Raw genomic sequence first — 19,168 nt, forward strand, 5'->3', positions numbered from 1 at the left:
TTATTCTTCAAGTTCTTCTATTGAATTTTCAAGCGTATGCCACGCAAGTGTAAAACATTTTACCCTAAGTGGAAACTTTGATATTTCAGAATATACAGCTACATTTCCAATTATTTCTTCATTAAATTCTTCGCCCTGAGCCATTTTTTCCACTTCTTCTAATATTTCTTCTGCTTCTTTTAATGTTTTTCCTTCAATAGCTTCACATAATAATGCCGCAGATGATTGACTTACTATACATCCATGACCACTAAATTTAGCATCTTTAATTATTCCATTTTCAACTTTTAAATAAAGAGTTATTTCATCTCCGCAGGATAGATTTTTCCCATCTTCTTTTATCGTTGCATCTGGTATTTCTCCCTGAAATTGTGGATTTCTTGCATAATCCAATATAATATCAGAATATAAATCTTCCAGGCTCATTTAAACCACTCCCTGATATATTTTAAGCCTTCAATTAATTGATCGACTTCTTCCTCTGTATTGTAAAAATAAAAACTGGCTCTACAAACAGATTTTGTTCCCATTTGTTTTAAAAGAGGTTGAGCGCATAAGTGTCCGCTTCTAACAGCTACACCGAATTTATCACTTAAAACCTGTGCAACATCATGTGGATGAACGCTATCAATATTAAATGTAATTATTGAAACTCTATCTTCTAATCCATATAATTTTATAAAATCTAATTCTTTTATTTTTTCTATTGCGTATTTTGTCAATATTTCAGAATGCTTTTTTATATTTTCCATTCCGATTTTATTTAAATAATCAATTGCTGCTTTTAATCCAATTGCTCCGCCAACATTAGGTGTTCCTGCTTGAAATTTTTCTGGCAATTCGGCAAAATCTGTTTGTTCAATACTTACCCAATTTATCATTTCTCCGCCATAATGGAAAGGAGGTAATTTTTTTAATAATTTTTTCTTTCCATAAAAAACACCAATTCCCATAGGACCAAGCATTTTATGTCCGGAAAAAGAAAGAAAATCAACATCTAAATCTTTTACATCTATTCCAAAATGAGGAACTAATTGAGCACCATCAACATGAACGAGTATCTCTTTCTCATGTGCATAATTTATTATTTCTTTTATTGGTATAACCTGTCCAGTAACGTTTGACATTCCAGTTATACTTATTAATTTAGTGTTTTCTGTTATATTAGATATAAATTCATCTAAATTAAAAATTCCATTTTCTGGATTGTAGTATTTTACAGTAAAATCAAAAGTTTTAGACAATTGTTGCCATGGAACAAAATTAGAATGATGTTCTATTGATGTAATTAAAACTTCTTTGTTTTTTAGCCATCCGCTTTTTCCTATTGAATATGCAAATAGATTAATAGATTCTGTTGTGCCTCTTGTGAAAATTATCTCTTGTGTTTTAGCGTTAATAAACTTAGCTACAGTTTTTCTTGCATTTTCATACATTTCTGTTGCTTCGTTAGAAAGCAAATGTGCACCGCGATGCACATTTGCATTATGATAATCATAAAAATCTTTAATAGCATTGGTTACATTAACTGGAGTTAATGTAGTTGCAGCATTATCAAAATATACTAATTTTTTTCCATTTATTTGTCTATTAAGAATCGGAAAACTCTCTATCAAATCTTTTTTGTATAACATCTCTTAATTCCCCCGCTAATTTAGTATTGTATTTGCTTATAAACTCAATAGATGGTTCAAAAATACCAGCTGCAATTTCCTTTTTCGCTTCATTCTTACTGTATCCTCTTGTCATCATATAATACAATTGATCTTCTTCAATACTTCCAATACTTGCAGCATGACCAGCAGTAACATCATTTTCATCAACGTATAATGAAGGATAAGCCATTACTCTTGCTTTTTCTGAAAGTATAAGATTGAAATCTTGCTCACCAGCATCAGCTTCTTTTGCACCTTTTTTGATATCAAGATTACCTCTAAATACAACTCTTGAAGAATCCATTAATACCCCATGACCTAAAATGTGACCAAATGTTTCTGGAGCATAATATCTTATTAAATAAAACATATCTATAATTTCTTCATCTTGAGTTAAATAGTATGGATATATGTTTACATTTCCTTTTTTTGCAGCCATTCTAACAACAATATGAGGAGCTGTAACTTTTCCACCTATATTAATATCATATATTGTTAATTTGGCATTTTCACCAATATCAAAGAATATATTGTCTGTAGATATATCATTTTCAAATAAATTCAAGTTAATTAAAGTTAATTCAGAATTTTCATTTAGTTTTCCCCTTAAAGAGGATATTTTTGAACTATTTCCATTTGATTTTACAAATCTGATTAATGTAGCTTTACTATTTTCTGCTAAGTTTATTATTCCTAAATCGTATAAAGGATTTTTATTGTCGATTATTGATTCAGTTGTATAAACATCATTTTTTTGATTTTTTTCTGTTTTTAAGTAGAATCCATTATTGAAAAATATATCAGACATCAATAAAAATTTTCTATGAGAACCATCAAAATCCATATCATTTAATATTTCAATACCTTCATCATCAAGATCATTTAAACTTTTAAGATTCTCTGAAGTTAGAGTGTTGAATTTAGAAATGAATGGAAGTGGATCAAAGCCGTTTAATCTCGATCTTTTCCATTTTGGAAATCCTAATTTTTTATATTCTTCATATCTATTTAATCTAAATTCGTTTAGTTTATTATTTGTAAAAATTTTTTTTGATTCATCTATTTCAATTATACCATAATCTTTATCAGATTCTATCTCTGGCACTGTCCATTCTGTTGCAAAAAAATCATCATGCCTCAAAATAAGCGCTTTTTCATACATAAATACACCTCCGGTGATAAAAATTTATAAAAATCATTTAATTATCCAATAGAAGATTCCACTTCTAAATTAATCAACTTATTCAATTCAAGAGCATATTCTAAAGGCAATTCCTTTACTAGTGGTTCAATAAATCCTCTAACAATCATGTTTTTAGCATCTATTTCTGATAGCCCTCTTGACATTAAATAATATATTTGTTCTTCAGAAATTCTTCCTATTTTAGCTTCATGCCCAACATCTGCATCGTCAGTAAATACTTCTATTAATGGAACTGTATCACTCTTTGATTTGTTATCAAGCATTAAAGCATTACATTCTACAGAAGATTTAGCGCCTTTTGCATTTTCTCCAATTTTTACCCAACCTCTGTAAAATGCCCAACCGCCACCAATACTGATACTTCTTGCATTTACAATAGAACTTGTATAAGGAGCTAAATGAAATACTTTAGAACCTGTATCAAGATGTTGATTTGGCCCAGCATATGTTAAGGTAACGGAACTATTCTTAGCACCTTTTCCTCTTAAAATAGTCATTGGATATAACATAGTTTTAAAACTACCTAATGAGCCAGATACCCATTCCATAGAACCATCCTCATCTACAATAGCTCTTTTGGTATTTAAATTATATGTATTTTTACTCCAGTTTTGAATTGTAGAATATTTCATCTTAGCCCCTTTTTTTACATATATTTCAACCATACCAGCGTGCAAATTGGTTACATTATAAAACGGAGCAGAACATCCCTCAATGAATTCAACTTCTGATCCTTCATCAGCAATAATTAATGTGTGTTCTAATTGACTCATCCCTGGGTTATTCATTCTGAAGTAAGCTTGTAAAGGTAAAGGGACTTTTACGCCTTTTGGAACGTATAAGAATGAACCTCCGCTCCATAATGCTCCATGTAAAGCAGCATATCTATGATTATGTGAAGGAACTAATTTCATAAAATATTCCTTTACTAAATCAGGATATTCTTTAACAGCAGTTTCCATATCTAAAAATACAATGCCTAAATCATTTAATTCTTTTTGTATGTGCTGATATACAACTTCTGAATCATATTGTGCGCCAACTCCTGCTAATGCTTTTCTTTCTGCTTCTGGAATTCCTAATTTTTCAAAAGTATCCTTAATTTCTTCAGGTACATCTTCCCATGAATTAGATTTTTTTGCATCTGGTTTCATATATGCAACTATTTTACTTAAATCTAACTTTCTTATATCAACACCAAAATGAGGTTCATGATAATTCTCAAATATTTTAAATGCTTGTAATCTATGCTCCAACATCCATTTGGGTTCATTTTTAGCTTCAGATATTTCCCTTATAACCTTTTCATTTAATCCGGGAGGAGTTTTATATGCATATTTAGCTTCATTTCTGAAGTCGAATTTTGACTGATTTATCATCAAATCTTCATAATTTATTTCATTAACATCTTTCATATTACCACTCCTTAACTTCTTCGATGTCTGTATACTCACTTAATACAGCATAACCTTTTTCTTCAATTTCTTCAGCAAGATGAGCATCTCCTGTGTATACTATTTTTCCATCAACATATACATGAACAAAATTTGGATATAAGTATTTTAATATTCTTTGATAATGTGTAATCATTAATACGCTCATATCATCAGTTTTTAATTTATTAATAGCTTCAGCAACGTCTTTTAATGCATCAACATCAAGTCCGGAATCTATTTCGTCTATAATAACTAATTTTGGTTTTAAGAAGAATAATTGTAAAATTTCACTTTTTTTCTTTTCTCCGCCGGAGAAGCCAGAATTAACATATCTATCTAAAAATTCTGGTTTTAGATTTATATCTTCACATAATTTCATTAATCTCTTATTTAATTCAATTGGTGAAACTTTTTCGTCTGGATGCATATGTCTGTATGCGTTTATTAAAAATTGTCTCATTTTAACTCCATCTATTTCCTGTGGGTGCTGAAATGTTAAGAATATTCCTTTTTTTGCTCTTTCATTGGTATCTAAATCTAAAATATTTTCTCCTTCAAATAATACTTCTCCATCTATAACTTTAAATTTTGGAGAACCCATTATAACATTAGATAATGTTGATTTACCAGAACCATTTGGCCCCATTAAAACGTGAATTTCTCCCGATTTTATATTTAAATTAACTCCCTTTAATATTTCCTTGTCATCTTCGATAACTTTAGCCCTAAGATTTTTCACTTCTAACAACATTTTAATTCCTCCTTTTTTTGTCATATTTATTCTAATGTTATTATACTAAATTAGACAAAAAAAGTCAAATTATATTTTGTACTTTTTGTAACTAATACAAGGATTTTATATTAAAAAAAATCGACTCTTTCGAGTCGATTACAGACTGTTGACAAAATAAAATATGAAAAAATAATATGAGAGAATCCTTGGAAATTCCCGAAAAAATGTGAATGGAGCCTGGCAATTTTGCATGGATGCAAAATTGAGCGAAACCGAACATGGATGTGAGTTTGAGCGCCAGGCAAGAATGAGCATTTTTGAGGAATAAGAATTTTCACTGGATGAGCGAATATTATTTTGAATATTTTATTTTGCACTTTGCCTACAAATTGAAATCGACTCTTTTGAGTCGATTAGATGTATTTGAGTAATATTTCAAGTTTCTTTTCATCGAGTTTTGTTATTCCATTTTTATATTTGGCAAGAGTATTAAGATTGAACTTTAAAATAAAATGCTCTTTTAATTTATATTCAATAGGTTTATTATTTTCTGGTTTGAAAATAGTAATTTTATTATTGTCAATGGATAATAAATATGTTGATAATGAAGAGGATATAGCATTTTGATCAAAATTTTCTAATTTACAAAGTGAATTATTCACTATTAAAAAATCCGGATTTTCTAGTCTGATATCCATTAATTGATACAATAATTCAGAAGAATTATTTAAAAAATAGAATTTTGTAGTTTTGAGATAAAGCGAATCGTTATTTTTTATTTTTTTAAGAGTATTTTCTTTTAGTAAATATACATCTTTTTTAATAATCGCAATAAGGGGCACATCAAAAATTTCTGCAATTTCCGATATATAGCGTATATATTTTGATGGGCAGTTATTTAATGTGATAATACCCAGTTTGTTTTTGAAATTAAGGCAATTTCTTAATTGTTGAGTAAAATTGGATAAAGGTTTTAATTTAAAAAAATTCAACGATAATGTTCCAAAATTTATGAAGTAAAAATGAGATTCATCATTTTTTATTTCTTTGAAAGGTTTATAATAAGCATGTTTTATTACTTTGAATAACCATTTTTCAATTAAAATATCAATTATATTTTTCATTGAGGTCACCTACTTTTTTCAAAAAAGAAGACAATTTGTTGTGAATCATATTTCTATAATAACCATGTAGCATAATTATATTGTCTTTTGTTTTGTTTATTTCAATATAAGCATATGGAGAATCTTTGAAAATAATGTAATCATTTCTATCTGGATAGAAGTAAGATATCTCGTGAGATTCTTTAAATATTTTGAACAATAAAATAGGTATTTTTACGAGAAACATATTTGAAATAATAACATTTAAAAGATAGTCATAATGAGATTTATTTAATAAGTCTATTCTTAAAACGATTAAATCAATATTTCTCATTTTAGCATAAAAATAATTTTCAAATTTGAAACCTTCATGTTGTAACAGGAAACATATTTTATTTTCATCATTTATATTTATTACTCTTTCTTCAAAAGGAGTTAGATTTTCTTCAGATAAACCATCGAAAAGGCTTATCGTATCTTTATTTAATATCATAGAAACCCCACTCTGGCCTAAAAAAGACCAGGAGTGGGAGGTAATATTCAAATTTATATTATCATTTTCAAATTCCATTAAATGGATTGGGTGACCTGCAAAAATTTTCAAAATTTCACTCCCGATTAATTTTTGTTTAAAAATACTTTATAAGCATAATATGTTTCGTATAAATCGGCTTTTGAAGCTAATTCGTATGGTGAATGCATCCCAAAGAGTGCAACACCAGCATCAATAACACTTAAACCTTTTTCGGCAAAGAATTTTGCTATTGTTCCACCGCCACCTTGATCTACTTTGCCTAATTCACCTGTTTGCCAGATAACACCATTTTCATTGAATATTTTTCTTAATTTACCGAAAACTTCTGCATTTGCATCATTAGTTGCAACCTTTCCTCTGGCTCCAGTATATTTTGCTATTGCTATTCCATAACCTAATTTTGGGGCATTAGCTGGATCATGAACATCTTTAAAGTTTGGATCAAGTGCAGCGGAAACATCTGCTGATAATAAAGTAGAATTTAATAATGTATCGTCTATATCCAATTCAATATTAATGCTTCCTTGGAGTTTTAATAATTTCTTTAGTATAGTAATCCAGAAATGATGTTTTGCGCCGGTATTTCCATCGCTTCCGATTTCTTCTTTATCCACTAATAAAATTGCAGCGCTTCTTATTTCTGGTTCTGCTTCTATTAAAGCAGTTAATGCAGTGTAAGAACATATTCTGTCATCATGACCATAAGCAGCAATTAATGATCTATCCAATCCAACATCTCTTGCTGGTAATGAAGGTACTACTTCTAATTCTGCAGAAATTAAATCTTCTTCAACAATACCATATTTTTCGTGCAAAATATTTAAAATATTTAATTTTACTCCTTCTTTTACTTCTTCTTCATAAGATATTGATATTGTTCCTAATAATAAATTTAAATTTTCTCCTTTAAATACTTCAGAAACTTCACCTTTTCTTCTATCAAGATGTGGTAATAAATCTGATATTACAAATACAGGATCTTCAGGTTTATCTCCAATTGAAACATCTATTTTTGTTCCATCATTTTTAATAACAACGCCATGCAATTCAAGAGGGATATTTAACCATTGATATTTTTTTATTCCACCATAATAATGAGTTTTTGCCATAGCTATGTCTGTATCTTCGATTATTGGTTCTGGTTTTAAATCAAGTCTTGGAGCATCAAGATGAGCACCAACAAGACTAATACCATTTGTTATATTACCTTTTATTTTAATAGCGAAAATGGCTTTTGAATTGTTAACATAATATATTTTGTCACCATCTTCGATTTTGCCTTTTTCTAAATAGAAATCTAAAGGTTTAAATCCATGTTTTTCTAATTCTTTCACGCTATATTCAACAGCTTTTCTTTCTGTTTTTGAATAATCAATAAAATCTTTATAACCTTTAGAATATTCATCAATAATTTTCCTATCTCTTTTTTTCCATACAGACACTTTTTTTCTTGTAAGTTTTTCTTGAAGCTTTTTTATCTCCACCTTTTTTCACCTCCGGAAAATATGATTAAAATTATTCTATTACAATTAAATTGTATCATATTGATGTTTTTTTTCAAAGTATGTAAAGAGGGTCATAAAATCTGTTATTGATTATAATTACATTTATTCAATTTATATGGGTAAAAATAGAGGTTTAAAAAAAAATTTTTTTTTAGTATAATAATAATGCTTGATATTGGTTAAATAAATATTTTATCATAGGGGGGATTTCATGCCAAATAAAGTAGATAGAGAAATAACTCTTGATTTGGTTAGAGTCACAGAAGCGGCAGCTTTGACTAGTAGTTTGCATTTGGGGATGGGTAATAAAAATGCTGTGGATCAAGCAGCAGTAGATGCTATGAGAGGAATGCTGGATTATATAGAAATAAAAGGTACTGTGATAATTGGTGAAGGTGAAAAAGATGAAGCTCCAATGTTGTATATTGGTGAAAAGGTTGGAACATGGAATGAAGATGATGAGGAATATGATATAGCTGTTGATCCAATAGATGGAACAAGACTTGTGGCTTATGGATTACCAAATGCAATTAGTGTTATGACTTTGGCAGAAAAAGGTAAATTAGCATATTTGCCAACATTTTATTCGTATAAGCTTGCGGTTGGTCCGGAATTAAGGGGATTACTGGATATTAGAAGTTCTATTAGAGAAAATTTAAGAGTTGCGGCGGCAGCGTTGAAGGTTCCAGTTAGTGAAATAACAGTAGTAGTTTTAAATAGAGATAGACATAAGAAAATTATTGAAGAAATAAGAGAAGTTGGAGCCAGAATAAAACTAATTGGCGATGGAGATATTGCAGCAGCTTTAGCAACTGCTATGCCAGATAGTGGTGTTGATATATATATAGGTATTGGAGGTTCTCCAGAAGCAGTATTAGCCGCAGGTGCTTTAAGAACATTGGGAGGAGAATTGCAGGTTCAGTTGTGGCCTCAAACCGAAGAAGAAAAGGAAAAACTGTTGATTGAAGGTTGGGACTTGAATAAGGTATATTATACAGAAGATTTAGCTGGAGGAGAAAATGTTTTGTTTTCAGCAACCGGAGTAACAGATGGTGATTTCTTAAAAGGCGTTCATTTTTATAAGGGTAAAGCTATTACTGAAAGCATAGTTATGAGATCCAAAACCAGAACAATAAGAAGAATTACTACATATCATGATTTGAAATATAAAACAATTAGGTTAAAATCTACAGATGGTGATTCTAAATTGTTGAATATTCACAAAAAAAGAGAGGATTATATGGGGGGAGGTATATAATAAATGATAGCCTTTTTCACTGATTGGGGGAATGATAGTTATTATGTAGGTGTTTGTAAAGCAGTAATGAAAACCATTAATAAAAATGCTGAAATAATAGATGTGTTACATGACACAAGAAAATTTGATCCTAAAATTAATGCGCATATTTTATATAGATTTTCTAAGGATTTCCCGGAAGGAACAATATTTTTAAGTGTTATAGATGCTGGTGTAGGAAGTAGTAGAAAGCCCATTATTTTAAAGGCAAAAAAAAGGAATTTTTATTTTGTTGCACCGGACAATGGATTATTAACTCTTGTAGCAGAAGAATATGGTATTGATAAATTAATAGAAATTAATAATGAGAAATATTATTTTAGAAAGAGGTATTCTACAACATTTCATGGAAGGGATATATTTTCTCCAGTAGCTGCATATTTGTCAAAAGGAGTTCCGATTGAAGAATTTGGTTCTGAAATTAATACCATAAATCTATTTAGATATAAGGCACCAGAAATTAAAAATGACGCAATTGAAGGTGAAATAATATTCTTTGATACATTTGGGAATGTTCAAACAAATATACCTGCTGAACTTGGTGAAACATTATTTAAAAAAGATGATGAAATAATGATTCACTTTGAAAATAAAAAGTTTAAAGCATATTATGAAAGAGTATTTAGTGATGTGTTACCAGGAGAGCTTTTGATTCATCCGGAAAGTTCTGGGTATTTGGAAATAGCAATTAATCAGGGTAACGCAAAAGAATTTTTAGAATTGAGTTCGGAAGGAGTGGAAGTAGTATTAAGAAAAGAAACCTATTAGGTTGGGATCTGTCGGAAAAGATATCTATTATACATACTATAGTGATGCTTTTTGTTTTTTATTTCTTACATCTTTTAGCTTATTGGTATTTAATACCAATAAGTTTTGTTTTTTTGTATTTTATCGTATATATATTTATAGAAAAAAGAATCAGGAGAATATTACATAAAGGTAATGCTTATACTACCAAACATTATAATCTGGAATATTCTGGTTTATTACGAGAATTGGATGAAATGATCAGAACATATTCATTATTATTATTAAGAGAGAGAGAAGGATTAAAAGAATATTATGAGAAATTTAATGCCATTTTTGATAGCATAGGTTCAGGATTATTGGTTTTTAATGAAAATAATATTTTACAAAGATCCAATCATAAAGCTAAAGAAATTTTTCATAACATTACGCTGAAATATGGAATGCAACTTTCAAAAATATTTATTAAAAGTGGAATAAAAATCACATTAGAATCTGGTATATATGAAGTATATTCTAAAAAATTAAGGAAAAATTTGCAATTGATTATAAGTAAAAAAAGCAATTTTATAATTATAGCTGTAAATGATATTACTACATATAAAAAATTAAAAAAGAATCTTGAAAATGCCAGACATTTTGCAAGGCTTGGAGAAATACTTGCCAACGCTGCTCATGGTTTAAAAACACCTATAGCAAGGTTAAAAATGACGTTCCAAATGTATGAGCTTACAAATGATAAAAACTATTTAAATCAAGTAAAAAATGAAATTGACAATATTCAAAACATAGTTCAGGAAACGCTAGAATTATTTAAAATACCAGAAGATATTAAATTGTTTAGTTTAAATCTGGTAATAAATGATGTGATAAATAATTTTAAAAAGGTATATCCTCAGATTAAATTTATTGTACAGGATATGGTAAATGTTGAAATCAAAAGTGATGAATGGCTTTTTAAATCGGCAATGTTTAATGTGATTCAAAATTCTATAGATGCTGTTTTAATGAAAAAAGATCAAAGTATTATAATTGTAAAAATGTTGAGAAAAAAGGGATGTTATAAAATTATGTTAGCAGATAATGGAATAGGAATGGATAAAACCGAGAAGGAAAAATATTTGAAACCATTTTTTACTACAAAGGATAATGGTACGGGGCTTGGTACTGTTTTCTTAGAAAGATTTGTTATTTTTCAAAATGCGAGATTGCGGGTTAATTCAATAAAAGGCAAGGGGACAATAATAAGTATAATTTTAGAAAAATAGTGAACTTATGTTCACTATTCAGTTTGTAGACAAAGTGCAAAATAAAATATTCAAAATAATATTCGTTCATCCGGTGAAAATTCTTATTCCTCAAAAATGCTCATTCTTGCCTGTCGCTCAAACTCACATCCGTGTTCGGTTTCGCTCAATTTTGCATCCATGCAAAATTGTCAGGCTCCATTCACATTTTTTCGGGAAATTTCAAGGATTCTCTCATATTATTTTTTCATATTTTATTTTGTCAACAGTCTGAATAGTGAACTTATGTTCACTATTTTTGTTTTAATTAATGTAAATTTTTAATTTTTTGTTCTCTAAAATATCGGCGAATAAGGAAAAATATGTTATAATTATAATTAGACTTATTTTAGGAGGATAATATGAAGGAAAAAGTATATATTTTGACATTGGGCTGCCCGAAAAACGAGGCAGATATGGATGTTTTAAAAGGTATTTTTTTACAAAAAGGATATGAATTAACGGATAATCCTGTTGAAGCAAATTACTCTATTATAGATACTTGTGGGTTTATTGAACCAGCAAAGGAAGAATCTATAAATGAAATTTTTAATATTGTATCTTTGAAAGAAGAAAACCCTAACATGAAAATTATTCCTATTGGATGTCTTGTTGAGAGATATTATGATGATTTAAAAAAAGAATTGACAGAGGTTGATGGATTAATAGGTGTCGTTCCACCGGCAAAAATTGTTGAAGCAATAGAAAAGAAAAATTATTATTTTAAATTATCAAAACCATATGATGTTTATAAATGTGATTATCGTATAGTTCAAGATAAACCATATGCATATATTAAGATTGCAGATGGGTGTAATAGGAAATGTGCTTTTTGTTCTATCCCGTATTTTAAAGGAGATCCTGTTAGTAGAGAAATTGAGGATATCAAAAAAGAAGCAGAATTTTTAATAAAAAATGGAGTAAAAGAAATTGTTCTTGTTTCACAGGATAATACATTATATGGTGTTGATTTGTATAAAAAACAAGCATTACCAGAACTCTTAAAAGAAATTAATTCTATTAAAAGTGATTTCTGGATAAGAGTAATGTATTTACATCCTGATTTCATCAATGATGAAATTATAGAGGCGATAAATTCACTTGATAAAGTTGTAAAGTATTTTGATATTCCTATGCAACATGGTTCAAATAATGTATTGAATTTAATGGGAAGAGTTAGAAAAACTCAGCAATTAAAAGATATTATCGCTAAAATAAGAAAGAATCCTGATGCAATAATTAGAACTACAATAATTGTAGGTTTTCCTGGAGAAACAGATGAAGATTTTGAAGCATTAATGGATTTTGTTGATGAAGTTGAATTTGATAGATTAGGTGCTTTTACATATTTTGATGAAGAAGGAACACCTTCCTATTTGTTACCGAATAAGGTTGATGATGTAATTAAAGAAAAAAGAATGGAAGAGTTGATGGAATTACAAAAAGAAATATCCACAGAAAGGCTTGAAAGATTTGTAGGTATGACTTTAAAAGTTTTAGTTGAAGAGTATGAAAATGGTGTATATATAGGTAGAGCTTACTCAGATGCTCCTGAGATAGATGGGAATGTATTTTTTAAATCTGAAGATAAATTGGAATTAGGTGATTTTGTAGATGTTGAAATAGTGAATTCATCGGAATATGATCTGGAGGGTATAATAAGATGACGTTATGGACGGCCCCAAATATACTGACGTTTATAAGAATATTGGCAACAATACCTATGTTTATTATTACATATGATGAAAAATACTATTTAATTGCATTTTTTGTATATATTCTTGTTTCTCTAACAGATTTACTTGATGGATATATAGCAAGAAAGTATAATCTTGTTAGCGATTTTGGTAAATTTATGGATCAAATTGCGGATAAAATACTCATTAATGCTTTATTTATTGCTTTTTTAGAAATGCATAAAGTTTCAGGATGGTTTGTTGCTATTATAATTGTTAGAGATATTTTTATTAGTGGATTAAGAATGTTTTTGGCTAATAAGAACGTTGTGGTAGCTGCAGACAAGTGGGGAAAATTAAAAACCTTTTCACAGACAATATTAATAGCTTCACTTTATTTAACGCCATTATTTTCTTTTTTAGACACAGTTAATCTTGTGCTTGTTATTTTGACAACTTTCTTTTCGTTATTTTCTGGTTATAACTATTTGGTGAAGAATTTAGTCTATCTTAAGGGGGAGTAATATGAATAACAGAAATAAACATTTACGGACATTCATAGCACTCGATGTAAATCAAAGTGTTAGAGATATTTTAAGAGATACAATTTTAAAACTTGAAAGAATGGGTTTTAAAGGTAACTGGACAAAACCCGAGAATGTTCATTTAACATTATATTTTATGGGGGATACATATATTACTAAAATTACAGAAATAGCTAAGAGAATGGAAGAAAGAATAACAGGATTTCCAACATTTGCATTTACTTTAAATAAAGTTGGATATTTTAAAACGAGGGATTTTCCAAGGGTTATTTGGTTGGGCATTGAAGGTGGAAATACGCTAAAGCAATTACATAATGAAGTTATAAAATCTTTAAAACTATCAGGGATTCAGGTTTCTGATAGTGAAAAAGATTTTCATCCTCATTTAACTGTTGGAAGAATAAAAAAAGCTCCAGATTTCTGGGAAAAACTTATAAAAGTTTTAGATGTTGAAAAGGTTATTGTTCCTGTAAATGCGGTTCATATATATTCATCTACATTAACAAAAACCGGACCAATATATAAGAAGATGTACACTATTGATTTTGAGGGAGGAATGATTATTAATGGCTAAAAAACCAGCTAAAAAAGACGCCATAAATAAAGAAGATATGTTAGATAAATTGGTAAAAGAATTAGAGAAAAATTATGGCGAAGGTTCAATAATGATTTTAGGTAAAGGATTGGAAGAAGAAAGAAAATTGGATATAGTTCCAAGTGGTGTATTATCTGTTGATGTTGCCCTTGGTGTAGGTGGTTATCCAAGAGGTAGGATTATAGAAATATATGGTAATGAGTCAAGTGGAAAAACCACTCTTGCATTGCATTCAATTGCAGAAGTCCAAAAAAGAGGCGGAATTGCTGCATTTATTGATGCTGAACATGCCCTTGACCTTGAATATGCAAAGAAATTGGGTGTAAACCCTGATACTTTGATATTGTCACAACCAGATTTTGGAGAACAGGCTTTAGAAATTGTTGATAGTATTGTAAGATCTAATATTGTAGATCTGGTAGTTATTGACTCAGTAGCAGCTTTGGTGCCAAGAGCAGAAATTGAAGGTAGTATGGGAGATTCCCATATGGGATTACAGGCAAGATTGATGTCACAGGCATTAAGAAAATTAGCTGGAAGTATAAACAAATCGAAAACCATCGTAATTTTCATCAACCAAACACGTATGAAGATAGGTGTTGTATATGGAAATCCTGAAACTACAGCTGGTGGTGTGGCATTAAAATTTTATTCCACAATAAGAATGGAAGTTAGAAAGGGAACAGCTTTAAGGGAAGGTAAAGAAGCTTATGGTAATGAAGTAAATATTAAAGTTGTTAAAAATAAAGTAGCTCCACCATTTAAGGAAGTAAAGGTGGATATGATTTATGGTGAAGGATTGGCAAAAGAAAATGATATTTTCAATTTGGCAGTTGCAAATGATATTGTAAAAAGAAGTGGTGCATGGTTTTCATATACTGATTTAGCTGGAAATGAAATTAGTCTTGGTCAGGGAAAAATAAAGGCTCTTGATTATTTGAAAAAGAATTCATACCTTTTTGATGAGATAGAATATAGAATTAGAGAAAAATTAGACCTTGTTATTCCAGAAGATTTAAAAGAAAAAATTGAGAATGCATCTAAAGAGACAGCTGAGGTAAAAGATGAAGAAAAAAAGGATAATTGACCCTTTTGATGAAGAGGCAGCCCAAAGAGCTGCGGTTAATTTACTAAAATTTAGAGCTAGATCAGAATTTGAAATGAAAAATAGACTGTTAGAAAAAGGATTTAATTTAACTGTAGTAGATCGAGTTATTGAAAAATTGAAAGAATTTAAAATGTTAGATGATGAGTTATTTGCTTATTTATATGCATATGATAAACTAACGTTGAATAAAAAAGGTCCATTTATTATAAAAATGGAATTATTAAACAAGTTTCATATAGAAGAAGATACTATATATAAGGCTATAAATAAGGTGTTGGAAGAAGTTAATTTGAAAGAAATTATTCGTGATATAGTTTTATCTCAAATGAAACTAAAAAAAGATAAAAGAAAAATAAAAGAATATATTTATAAAAGAGGTTTTGAATCATATTTGATTGAAGAAGTATTAGACGAAGTTGGAGGTGAATAAAGATGGATGTTTTATATATAATTATTATTGTACTTTTAGCAATAATATCTGGTGTTTTATATAAAATAGGGTTAAATAAAGGATTAGAAAAAGGGAATAAGGAATTTATTGAAAAATTAAAATCTGAAAAAGAACAATTAAAAATGGAAATAGAAATAGCGAAAAGAGAAAAAAATGAAATATTAAGAAATGCAGAAAAAGAAGCTGACAATATTGTAAAATCAGCGCTTATTGAAAGTAAAGAAGAAATTCAAAAAATGAAAGATGAGTTTAACAGGGAATTAAAGCTTGAAAAAGAAGAATTAAAATCAATGGAAGAAAGATTAATTAGAAGAGAAGAAATGATAGATAGAAAGGAACAAAATCTTGAAGAATTAAAAAGCAAATTGGATAAAGAGAAAGAAGCAACACAAAAATTAAAAGAGGAATTAGAAAATAAATTATATGAAATAGCTAATTTGACAATGGAAGAAGCAAGAGAAAAGGTTTTAAATGAAGCAAAAGAAAAATATGAATTAGAATTAGCTCAAAAATATAAATCTTTGAAAGAAGAATATGAGGAAGATGCGAAAAGACATGCGCAATGGGTAGTAAGTATAGCTGTCCAAAGATATGCATCAGATGTAACCTCAGAGATTACAACTTCTACAATTGCATTGCCTACAGATGATATGAAGGGTAGAATTATAGGTAGAGAAGGAAGAAATATCAGGGCATTTGAAAAGATGACGGGTTGTGACTTGATTATTGACGATACACCAGAAGTTGTAGTTATTTCTGGATTTAATCCATTGAGAAGAGAAATAGCAAAAAGAACACTTGAAGCATTGGTTGCAGATGGTAGAATTCATCCAGCCAGAATAGAAGAAGTTTATGAAAAAACAAAGAAAGAATTAGAAGATATAATTAAAGAAGCTGGAAAAGAAGCAGTAATGAGGGTTGGAATTAAACCATTGCATCCAGAATTAGTAAAATTGTTAGGTAGATTAAAATTCAGAACAAGTTATGGTCAGGATGTATTAGAACATTCAATTGAAGTGGCAAACTTTGCAGGTTTAATGGCTGCTGAATTAGGATTAAATGTTGAATTGGCTAAAAGGGCAGCGCTGTTACACGATATTGGAAAGGCAATTGATCATGAGGTTGAAGGATCACATGCTATAGTTGGTGGCCAAATTGCAAAAAGATATAATGAAAAGTTGGAAGTAGTAAATGCAATTCAATATCATCATAATGAAGTAGATCCAATGACACCTGAAGCAGTGATTGTAGGTGCAGCTGATGCAGTTTCTGCAGCAAGACCTGGTGCCAGAAGAGAAACACTTGAAAATTATATTAGAAGAATAGAGCAATTAGAAGAAATAGCAAAAGGGTTCAGACATGTTGATAAAGCCTATGCTATTCAAGCAGGAAGAGAATTAAGGGTTATAGTACAGCCTGATAAAATAGATGACGCTTTAGCAGATAAATTAGCAAGAGATATTTCTGCTCAGATAGAGGAAACTATGGAATATCCAGGAGTTATTAAGGTTACGGTTATTAGAGAAAAAAGAAGTGTAGCATATGCATCATAAAAATTGACGGCGGCAGTTATGCCGCCATTTATATAATAATTTAGAGGTGAAATATGAAAAAATCCATCTTTTTTGTTTTAACATTAGTTATTTCCTTTTTTTTATCTTCATGTATAACCTTTGATAAACAAAGTCCATTATTAACAAATGAATATTTAGAAGGAATACCTCTGGTTTTAGAATTTTCAAGACCAGTGGTAAAGGTTGATATTTATGATGGGAACAATAAAATTTATTCATATAGTGGAGATATAATTTATGAATTAAAAACAAATTTGATTTTACACAATGATGTAACCGTAAAAATTACAGAATTTTATAAAGAAAGACAATATACGGATATTATAAAAAAAGTGGAACCACAGATACAATTTTTGTTATATGGTGGTGCAGATAATAATCTGGATATGAAATATGAAGATCCGCTAACAAACGAAACAGATTATTTTTTTGATCTGGATATTGATGAAATTGAAAGATCTATACGGAAATCATTGCTGAATATATCAGTTGTTATTCTGGGAGATAGGAGTGCAAAAAATGATGAAATAATATTTATTTCTAATTTTAAAGGGAATTATATGGAATATAGATTCTCTCCATCGGATTTTGGATTTTCTAGTGAGTTGAGTTCAGCATCAACAAAAACATTATTCGAATTTATGGATAAATTAGCAGTAAGAAATAATAATACCGTAAAAGCATTGGATTTGTGGGATCATGGAAATGGATGGGCATGGGAATCAAAAAGTCTCTCAATTCAACCTAAAGCTATTATACAGGATGATACAACAAATAAAGTTTTAAGAATAAAGGACATAAAAGATGTTATTAATGAGTATGAAAAAAAATACAATACAAAGATAGATATTCTTGCTTTTGATGCATGTAATATGACCAGCCTGGAAATTATATATGAATTTAAAGACTTAGTTGATTATTTTATAGGTTCTGTATATTCTATTGCAGGATTTGGATTCTATTATGATATTTTTTATGATTTAGATATAAATAATCTCGAATCATCATTGGTATACAATATAATAGATAAATATAAATATTATTATACACAGGTTTCTTATCTTGATAGGTTAAGTTTAGTTGGAGTTAATATGAGAGCTTTTTCGGAAGTATGGAATAAAATAAATGATGTTAAGACAGTAAAAAGCAATTTTGTATTATACAAAAATGATGGCAAATATCGGTCAGAACCAACTGATATGATAGACGTTAATGATTTAATATTAAATACAGGAGAATTTTTAAGTAGTTATGTTAAGCCAGCAATTGTGAATTCTGTTGTAAGGATTGATGGTGTAGATTATCTGAATTATAGTGGAATTGGAGTAATGTTTGAAAATATTTTTGATACAAATCCAAATGGTTATTATGATGATTATAAAGCCCTTGATTTTTATAATGATTTTCAGCAGTGGATAGAAAGCACGTGGAAAAATATTATAAAAAATTATTAGTAAAAGAAAATTATAAAATAATGCTCTTCACCAGGTGAAAATTCTGAGTCCTCGAAAATTCTCATTCTCGCAGGTCGTATCAGACTCACATCCGTGTTCGGCTTCACTCAATTTTGCATCCGTGCAAAATTGACCTGCTCCATTCGAATTTTTTCGGGAATTTTCAATGGTTCATCACATTATTTTTATAAATTTTCTTATAAAACCGAGTGGACATATTGTTTTTTAAAATGAAATCTTGTATAATATTAAAAGAATAGAGTG

The 19,168-nt window shown here is 29.1% G+C and carries 18 protein-coding genes; 10 read left to right on the plus strand and 8 right to left on the minus strand.

What is annotated here, in order from left to right; all coding sequences use genetic code 11:
* The 8 genes from sufU to JRV97_RS06170 form a co-directional block, all read right to left on the minus strand.
* Positions 1-426, minus strand: a complete 426-nt coding sequence (sufU, locus tag JRV97_RS06135; protein ID WP_280997228.1) for a Fe-S cluster assembly sulfur transfer protein SufU — start codon at positions 424-426, stop codon at positions 1-3.
* On the minus strand, positions 423-1,634 hold the full coding sequence (locus JRV97_RS06140; protein WP_280997231.1) for an aminotransferase class V-fold PLP-dependent enzyme: 1,212 nt from the start codon (positions 1,632-1,634) through the stop codon (positions 423-425). Before JRV97_RS06140 ends, sufU begins: the two co-directional genes overlap by 4 nt.
* Positions 1,591-2,817: a SufD family Fe-S cluster assembly protein gene (locus tag JRV97_RS06145; protein WP_280997233.1), complete on the minus strand. Its 1,227-nt coding sequence runs from the start codon at positions 2,815-2,817 to the stop codon at positions 1,591-1,593. The genes JRV97_RS06140 and JRV97_RS06145 overlap by 44 nt, the downstream gene beginning before the upstream one ends.
* Positions 2,818-2,858: 41 nt before the next feature.
* On the minus strand, positions 2,859-4,274 hold the full coding sequence (gene sufB, locus JRV97_RS06150) for a Fe-S cluster assembly protein SufB (RefSeq protein WP_280997235.1): 1,416 nt from the start codon (positions 4,272-4,274) through the stop codon (positions 2,859-2,861).
* Between the two features lies 1 nt (position 4,275).
* Entirely contained in the window at positions 4,276-5,046 is a 771-nt protein-coding gene (sufC, locus tag JRV97_RS06155; RefSeq protein WP_280997237.1) for a Fe-S cluster assembly ATPase SufC, read from the minus strand.
* A gap of 395 nt (positions 5,047-5,441) precedes the next feature.
* A complete protein-coding gene (locus JRV97_RS06160) occupies positions 5,442-6,152 on the minus strand; it encodes a hypothetical protein (protein ID WP_280997239.1) in 711 nt (236 codons plus the stop codon).
* Positions 6,136-6,624, minus strand: a complete 489-nt coding sequence (locus JRV97_RS06165; protein WP_280997241.1) for a hypothetical protein — start codon at positions 6,622-6,624, stop codon at positions 6,136-6,138. The genes JRV97_RS06160 and JRV97_RS06165 overlap by 17 nt, the downstream gene beginning before the upstream one ends.
* 125 nt (positions 6,625-6,749) lie before the next feature.
* Positions 6,750-8,150: an aminopeptidase gene (locus JRV97_RS06170; protein ID WP_280997243.1), complete on the minus strand. Its 1,401-nt coding sequence runs from the start codon at positions 8,148-8,150 to the stop codon at positions 6,750-6,752.
* A 232-nt stretch (positions 8,151-8,382) separates the two neighbouring features.
* Between JRV97_RS06170 and glpX the strand changes: the two genes are divergently transcribed.
* The 10 genes from glpX to JRV97_RS06220 all read left to right on the plus strand — a co-directional run bounded on the left by glpX (position 8,383) and on the right by JRV97_RS06220 (position 18,904).
* Positions 8,383-9,429 (plus strand): class II fructose-bisphosphatase, encoded by a 1,047-nt coding sequence (gene glpX, locus JRV97_RS06175; RefSeq protein ID WP_280997244.1) that lies wholly within the window; start codon positions 8,383-8,385, stop codon positions 9,427-9,429.
* Between the two features lie 3 nt (positions 9,430-9,432).
* Positions 9,433-10,236, plus strand: coding sequence for an SAM hydrolase/SAM-dependent halogenase family protein (locus tag JRV97_RS06180; protein ID WP_280997245.1), 804 nt, complete (start codon positions 9,433-9,435; stop codon positions 10,234-10,236).
* Between the two features lie 44 nt (positions 10,237-10,280).
* The gene (locus JRV97_RS06185) at positions 10,281-11,483 is read left to right on the plus strand and encodes a sensor histidine kinase (RefSeq protein WP_280997246.1); all 1,203 of its coding nucleotides are present in this window, start codon (positions 10,281-10,283) and stop codon (positions 11,481-11,483) included.
* Positions 11,484-11,863: 380 nt separating this feature from the next.
* Positions 11,864-13,168, plus strand: a complete 1,305-nt coding sequence (gene rimO, locus JRV97_RS06190) for a 30S ribosomal protein S12 methylthiotransferase RimO (RefSeq protein ID WP_280997248.1) — start codon at positions 11,864-11,866, stop codon at positions 13,166-13,168.
* The gene (gene pgsA, locus JRV97_RS06195; RefSeq protein WP_280997249.1) at positions 13,165-13,701 is read left to right on the plus strand and encodes a CDP-diacylglycerol--glycerol-3-phosphate 3-phosphatidyltransferase; all 537 of its coding nucleotides are present in this window, start codon (positions 13,165-13,167) and stop codon (positions 13,699-13,701) included. The genes rimO and pgsA overlap by 4 nt, the downstream gene beginning before the upstream one ends.
* A 1-nt stretch (position 13,702) precedes the next feature.
* Entirely contained in the window at positions 13,703-14,296 is a 594-nt protein-coding gene (thpR, locus tag JRV97_RS06200; RefSeq protein WP_280997250.1) for an RNA 2',3'-cyclic phosphodiesterase, read from the plus strand.
* Positions 14,289-15,404 carry a recombinase RecA gene (recA, locus tag JRV97_RS06205; protein ID WP_280997252.1) on the plus strand — a complete coding sequence of 372 codons (1,116 nt, stop codon included), beginning with the start codon at positions 14,289-14,291 and terminating at the stop codon, positions 15,402-15,404. Before thpR ends, recA begins: the two co-directional genes overlap by 8 nt.
* A complete protein-coding gene (locus tag JRV97_RS06210) occupies positions 15,382-15,855 on the plus strand; it encodes a regulatory protein RecX (protein ID WP_280997254.1) in 474 nt (157 codons plus the stop codon). Before recA ends, JRV97_RS06210 begins: the two co-directional genes overlap by 23 nt.
* A 2-nt stretch (positions 15,856-15,857) precedes the next feature.
* Positions 15,858-17,429, plus strand: coding sequence for a ribonuclease Y (gene rny, locus JRV97_RS06215; RefSeq protein ID WP_280997256.1), 1,572 nt, complete (start codon positions 15,858-15,860; stop codon positions 17,427-17,429).
* Between the two features lie 53 nt (positions 17,430-17,482).
* A complete protein-coding gene (locus tag JRV97_RS06220) occupies positions 17,483-18,904 on the plus strand; it encodes a clostripain-related cysteine peptidase (protein ID WP_280997258.1) in 1,422 nt (473 codons plus the stop codon).
* Positions 18,905-19,168 lie beyond the last annotated feature (264 nt).

It is taken from the genome of Marinitoga aeolica (assembly GCF_029910535.1).
Lineage (GTDB): Bacteria > Thermotogota > Thermotogae > Petrotogales > Petrotogaceae > Marinitoga > Marinitoga aeolica.

Coding starts and splice junctions, on each gene's coding strand:
- sufU (WP_280997228.1), bottom strand. CDS start 426: ATGAGCCTGGAAGATTTATATTCTGATATTATATTGGATTATGCAAGA.
- JRV97_RS06140 (WP_280997231.1), bottom strand. CDS start 1,634: ATGTTATACAAAAAAGATTTGATAGAGAGTTTTCCGATTCTTAATAGA.
- JRV97_RS06145 (WP_280997233.1), bottom strand. CDS start 2,817: ATGTATGAAAAAGCGCTTATTTTGAGGCATGATGATTTTTTTGCAACA.
- sufB (WP_280997235.1), bottom strand. CDS start 4,274: ATGAAAGATGTTAATGAAATAAATTATGAAGATTTGATGATAAATCAG.
- sufC (WP_280997237.1), bottom strand. CDS start 5,046: ATGTTGTTAGAAGTGAAAAATCTTAGGGCTAAAGTTATCGAAGATGAC.
- JRV97_RS06160 (WP_280997239.1), bottom strand. CDS start 6,152: ATGAAAAATATAATTGATATTTTAATTGAAAAATGGTTATTCAAAGTA.
- JRV97_RS06165 (WP_280997241.1), bottom strand. CDS start 6,624: ATGATATTAAATAAAGATACGATAAGCCTTTTCGATGGTTTATCTGAA.
- glpX (WP_280997244.1), top strand. CDS start 8,383: ATGCCAAATAAAGTAGATAGAGAAATAACTCTTGATTTGGTTAGAGTC.
- JRV97_RS06180 (WP_280997245.1), top strand. CDS start 9,433: ATGATAGCCTTTTTCACTGATTGGGGGAATGATAGTTATTATGTAGGT.
- JRV97_RS06185 (WP_280997246.1), top strand. CDS start 10,281: ATGCTTTTTGTTTTTTATTTCTTACATCTTTTAGCTTATTGGTATTTA.
- rimO (WP_280997248.1), top strand. CDS start 11,864: ATGAAGGAAAAAGTATATATTTTGACATTGGGCTGCCCGAAAAACGAG.
- pgsA (WP_280997249.1), top strand. CDS start 13,165: ATGACGTTATGGACGGCCCCAAATATACTGACGTTTATAAGAATATTG.
- thpR (WP_280997250.1), top strand. CDS start 13,703: ATGAATAACAGAAATAAACATTTACGGACATTCATAGCACTCGATGTA.
- recA (WP_280997252.1), top strand. CDS start 14,289: ATGGCTAAAAAACCAGCTAAAAAAGACGCCATAAATAAAGAAGATATG.
- JRV97_RS06210 (WP_280997254.1), top strand. CDS start 15,382: ATGAAGAAAAAAAGGATAATTGACCCTTTTGATGAAGAGGCAGCCCAA.
- rny (WP_280997256.1), top strand. CDS start 15,858: ATGGATGTTTTATATATAATTATTATTGTACTTTTAGCAATAATATCT.
- JRV97_RS06220 (WP_280997258.1), top strand. CDS start 17,483: ATGAAAAAATCCATCTTTTTTGTTTTAACATTAGTTATTTCCTTTTTT.